This is a genomic window from Pseudomonas sp. K5002, from assembly GCF_013386655.1.
Lineage (GTDB): Bacteria > Pseudomonadota > Gammaproteobacteria > Pseudomonadales > Pseudomonadaceae > Aquipseudomonas.
Genome location: NZ_JACARK010000556.1, coordinates 1 through 4,717 on the forward strand (window position 1 = coordinate 1; position 4,717 = coordinate 4,717).

Below are 4,717 nucleotides of genomic sequence, written 5' to 3' on the forward strand. Positions count from 1 at the left end.
CGGGTGGCGGTGATGTACCTGGGGAAAATCGTCGAGGAAGGCCCGGTGGAGGCGGTGTTCACCACGCCCCGTCACCCCTACACGGCGGCGTTGATCCAGGCGATCCCGGAGATTGATCCGTACCGCCCGCTGCCCAGCGAACCGTTGCCGGGCGAGCCGCCGAGCCCGCTGAAGCTGCCCAGTGGTTGCGCCTTTCACCCGCGTTGCCGACATGCACGAGCCGTGTGTGCCGAGGTATTGCCGCCGACTCACGTTGTGCAAACGCATCGGTACAGTTGCGTGCTTGAAGAACCTTTGCTTTGAACCCTTCCTGCCGATCATGAACAACCGCCGTTATAGACAAGGAGTTATGACATGCAATCCCGTCACTTGAAGTTGCTCGCCGCCGCCACACTCACCGCGTGGTCGCTGACCGCCGGTATCGCCCACGCGGCCGGCGTGCTCACCATCGGTTGCCGCGAAGACAGCACCACGTTTGACCCGATCAAAAGCGCGCAGAACCGCGACACCTGGGTGTTCGCCAACGTCTACGACACCCTGGTGCGCGTGGACAACCTGGGCACCAAGATGGAACCGGGGCTGGCAGAAAGCTGGGACATTTCCAAGGACGGCCTGACGTACACCTTCAAGCTGCGTGCCGCGAAGTTCTCGGATGGCTCGCCGATCACCGCCGACGACGCTGCCTTCAGCCTGTTGCGCATCCGCGACAACAAGGCCTCGCTGTGGAGCGACCCGTTCAGCCTGATCAACACCGCCAAGGCCAGCGACCCGCAAACCCTGGTAGTGACCTTGAAAACCCCGGCAGTGGCCTTCCTCTCGCAACTCGCTTCGCCGACGGTGTCGATCCTGTCGGAAAAAGCCATGACCAAGATGGGCGAAGACGCCTACTCGGAAAACCCGGTGACCTCCGGCGCATTTACCGTGGACGAGTGGCGCAAGGGCGATCGGGTGATCCTGAAGAAGAACCCGAACTTCTGGCAGGCCAGCAACGTGAGCCTGGATGGTGTGGAATGGGTCTCCGTCACCGACGACAACACCCGCATGCGCATGGTGCAGAACAATGAGCTGGACACGGCGATCTTCGTCCCGTTTTCCCGGGTTGAAGAGCTGAAAAAAGACAAGAACGTGGTGGTGCACTCCGACCCGTCTACCCGTGAAGATCACTTGTTGATCAACCACGCCCACGGCCTGCTGGCCAAGCCGGAAGTGCGCCAGGCGCTGGACATGGCCATCGATAAACAATCGCTGGTGAAAACCGCCACCTTCGGCCAGGGCACCGTGGCCTATTCCTACATCCCAAAAGGCTCGCTGTACCACTACGCCAACAACCTGCAACGCCCGTATGACCCGACCGAAGCCAAGAAGCTGCTGGCGGCTGCCGGCGCTCAGGATTTGAAGCTCAACTACGTGGTCAACGCCGGCAACGAAGCCGACGAGCAGATTGCGGTGATGATCAAGGATCAACTGGCCAAGGTCGGTGTGACGGCCAACCTGCAAAAGGTCGACCCGACCCAAAGCTGGCAGATGCTGGTGGACGGCGATTACGATATTTCGGTGATGTACTGGACCAACGACATCCTCGACCCGGACCAGAAGACCACCTTCGTGCTGGGCCACGACACCAATCAGAACTACATGACCCGCTACAAGAACGACAAAGTGAAGGACCTGGTGGCGGCCGCGCGGATCGAGGCGGATCCGGTCAAGCGTGAGCAGATGTATGTGGACCTGCAGAAAATGGCGAAACAGGATGTGAACTGGATCGACCTGTACTACAGCCCGTACATCAACATCTCACGCAAGAACGTGAGCAACTTCCTGCAAAACCCGTTGGGGCGCTTCACGCTTGAGGAAGTGGTGAAGAACTAAGTTCTAGAGATCACCGCAATACAAATGTGGGAGCGGGCTTGCTCGCGAAGGCGGTGGATCAGTCGATATCTCTGTTGACTGACACTCCGCCTTCGCGAGCAAGCCCGCTCCCACATTAGGTTGTACTGTGTTCCAGATACTTATTGCGCGTCAAACGCCTGCCCATTGATGCCGGTACTGTCCGGCCCCATCAGGTACAGGTACACCGGCATGATTTCCTCCGGTGTCGGGTTATCGGTCGGGTTCTCCCCTGGATACGCCTGGGCCCGCATGCTGGTGCGGGTGGCGCCTGGGTTGATGCTGTTGGCGCGCACCGGTGCGACGTTATCCAGCTCGTCCGCCAGGGTTTGCATCAGGCCTTCGGTGGCAAACTTCGACACCCCGTACGCCCCCCAATAGGCACGGCCCTTGCGGCCCACGCTGCTTGAGGTGAACACCACCGACGCATCCTGGGACAGCTTGAGCAGCGGCAACAGCGTGCTGGTCAGCATGAACATCGCGTTGACGTTCACATGCATCACCCGCATGAAGTTCTCGCCGGACAACTGCTCGATCGGTGTACGCGGGCCAATGATCGAGGCGTTGTGCAGCAAACCGTCGAGGTGGCCGAACTCCTTTTCGATCATCGCTGCCAGCTCATCGTATTGATGGGGCAGGGCGGTCTCCAGGTTGAACGGGATCACCACCGGCTGCGGCTGGCCGGCGGCTTCGATTTCGTCGTAGACCTGGGCCAGGTTGGCTTCGGTCTTGCCCAGCAGCAGCACGGTGGCGCCGTGGGCCGCATAGGTTTTGGCCGCCGCTGCGCCAATCCCGCGACCGGCGCCGGTGACCAGGATGACCCGGCCTTTGAGCAGTTCTGGACGTGCGGAGTAATCAAACATAAACAACCTCGACAAAGTTCACAGAAAATCCATGTGATTGATTGCGGCTAAGGCTGGCCAAGGCTTCTGTGGCGAGGGAGCTTGCTCCCGTTGGGTTGCGAAGCAGCCCCAGCTTTCGCGACTGCTGCGCAGTCGAACGGGAGCAAGCTCCCTTTCCACAAAATTGCAGCAACCTCAGGCAGTCCCGATCAGCAGCTGCACAGCGCGCTGTCCAGCACTTTGCGCAATTCCAGCGGGTGATCCACCACCACATCGGCACCCCAGTTGCGCGGGTTGTCGTCCGGGTGGATATAGCCGTAGGTGACCGCCGCGGTGCGAGTGCCGGCGTCGCGGCCCGACTCGATGTCCCGCAGGTCATCCCCCACGAACAGCACGCTGGCCGGGTCCAGGTCGAGCATCTTGCACGCCAGGATCAACGGTTCCGGGTCCGGCTTGCTGTTCTTCACGTGGTCCGGGCAGATCAGCAGCGCGGAGCGCTCGGCCAGGCCCAGCTGCTGCATGATCGGTTCGGCAAAGCGCAGTGGCTTGTTGGTGACCACGCCCCAGATCAGCCTGGATTTCTCGATATCCACCAGCAGCTCCTCCATGCCCTCGAACAGCTTGCTGTGGATCGCGCAGCCCTTGAGGTAACGCTCGAGGAATTCCTGGCGCAGCTCTTCAAAGCCCGGGGACTCGGGGTCCATGGAAAAGGTCACGGCGACCATCGCCCGGGCGCCGCCGGAGATTTCATCGCGGATGTGCTGGTCGTTGATCGGTGCCAGGCCGCGGTCAGCGCGCATGGCCTGGCAGATGGCGATAAAGTCTGGCGCGGTGTCCAGCAGGGTACCGTCCATGTCGAAAAGAACCGCTCGCAACTTCACAGGCTTACTCCTCGCGCAGGGTCTGGATCATGTAGTTGACGTCAACGTCGCTGGCCAGCTTGTAGTGCTTGGTCAGCGGGTTGTAGGTCAAGCCGATGATGTCCTTGACGGTCAGCCCGGCCTGACGGCTCCAGGCGCCCAGCTCGGAAGGGCGGATGAATTTCTTGAAGTCATGGGTGCCGCGGGGCAGCAGCTTCATGATGTATTCGGCACCGATGATCGCGAACAGGTACGCCTTCGGATTGCGGTTGATGGTGGAGAAGAACACCTGGCCACCGGGCTTGACCATGCGGAAGCAGGCGCGGATCACCGAGGACGGGTCCGGCACGTGCTCGAGCATTTCCAGGCAAGTGACCACGTCGAACTGCCCGGGCATCTCTTCGGCCAGCTCTTCGGCGGTGATCTGCCGGTATTCGACGTTCACGCCGGACTCCAGTTGGTGCAACTGGGCCACGGCCAATGGCGCTTCGCCCATGTCGATACCCATCACGGTGGCGCCGCGCTGAGCCATGGATTCACTGAGGATCCCGCCGCCGCAACCCACATCCAGTACCTTCTTGCCGGCCAGGTTGACGCGCTCGTCAATCCAGTTGACCCGCAGCGGGTTGATGTCGTGCAGGGGTTTGAACTCGCTTTCGCGGTCCCACCAGCGATGGGCGAGGGCTTCGAATTTGGCGATTTCAGCGTGGTCGACGTTGCTCATGGGGAATCCTCTAAATCTGATAAAACGTTTTGCCGGCCCTGGCATGCGTTGCCAGGGCGGGTGTTATTCGCTGTGTCCGCTGATGCGCTGGCCCCAGGCGATGGCCGTGGCGCACAACTGTTGTTCATCCAGGCGGGTCAGTTGCCGGTCGTCGAGCAATTGCTTGCCGCCGACCCAAAGGTGTTTCACACAATCGCGTCCGGTGGCATATATAAGCTGTGAGACCGGATCGTAGATCGGTTGTTGCGCCAGGCCCGACAGGTCGAAGGCCACGATGTCAGCGGCCTTGCCGACTTCCAGCGAGCCGATTTGACTTTCCAGGCCCATGGCCCGGGCGCCGTTGAGGGTGGCCATGCGCAGGGCGCGGTGGGCATCCAGGGCGGTGGCCGAGCCGGCGACGGCCT

General features: G+C 61.2%; 6 protein-coding genes. 2 read left to right on the forward strand and 4 right to left on the reverse strand.

The genetic code is table 11. The features are described from left to right. Positions 1-303: ABC transporter ATP-binding protein (locus HX846_RS23250; protein WP_178966162.1), on the forward strand; the 303-nt coding region annotated here is incomplete at its 5' end. Between the two features lie 51 nt (positions 304-354). Beyond that, the gene (locus HX846_RS23255) at positions 355-1,869 is read left to right on the forward strand and encodes an ABC transporter substrate-binding protein (protein WP_102368422.1); all 1,515 of its coding nucleotides are present in this window, start codon (positions 355-357) and stop codon (positions 1,867-1,869) included. A 140-nt stretch (positions 1,870-2,009) separates the two neighbouring features. Here HX846_RS23255 and HX846_RS23260 read toward each other — a convergent pair whose 3' ends face one another. The 4 genes from HX846_RS23260 to HX846_RS23275 form a co-directional block, all read right to left on the reverse strand. After that, positions 2,010-2,750 (reverse strand): YciK family oxidoreductase, encoded by a 741-nt coding sequence (locus HX846_RS23260; protein ID WP_003218829.1) that lies wholly within the window; start codon positions 2,748-2,750, stop codon positions 2,010-2,012. 188 nt (positions 2,751-2,938) lie between these two features. Continuing rightward, positions 2,939-3,610: an N-acetylmuramic acid 6-phosphate phosphatase MupP gene (gene mupP, locus HX846_RS23265; protein WP_003218827.1), complete on the reverse strand. Its 672-nt coding sequence runs from the start codon at positions 3,608-3,610 to the stop codon at positions 2,939-2,941. Between the two features lie 4 nt (positions 3,611-3,614). Beyond that, positions 3,615-4,313: a bifunctional 2-polyprenyl-6-hydroxyphenol methylase/3-demethylubiquinol 3-O-methyltransferase UbiG gene (gene ubiG, locus HX846_RS23270; RefSeq protein ID WP_003218825.1), complete on the reverse strand. Its 699-nt coding sequence runs from the start codon at positions 4,311-4,313 to the stop codon at positions 3,615-3,617. A 63-nt stretch (positions 4,314-4,376) separates the two neighbouring features. Next, a partial coding sequence (locus tag HX846_RS23275; RefSeq protein ID WP_178966163.1) for an amidohydrolase family protein occupies positions 4,377-4,717 on the reverse strand: 341 nt, incomplete at its 5' end.

What these genes read in the sequence shown, in the direction of transcription:
- HX846_RS23260 (WP_003218829.1), bottom strand. Translation starts at nt 2,750, where the DNA reads ATGTTTGATTACTCCGCACGTCCAGAACTGCTCAAAGGCCGGGTCATC.
- HX846_RS23255 (WP_102368422.1), top strand. Translation starts at nt 355, where the DNA reads ATGCAATCCCGTCACTTGAAGTTGCTCGCCGCCGCCACACTCACCGCG.
- ubiG (WP_003218825.1), bottom strand. Translation starts at nt 4,313, where the DNA reads ATGAGCAACGTCGACCACGCTGAAATCGCCAAATTCGAAGCCCTCGCC.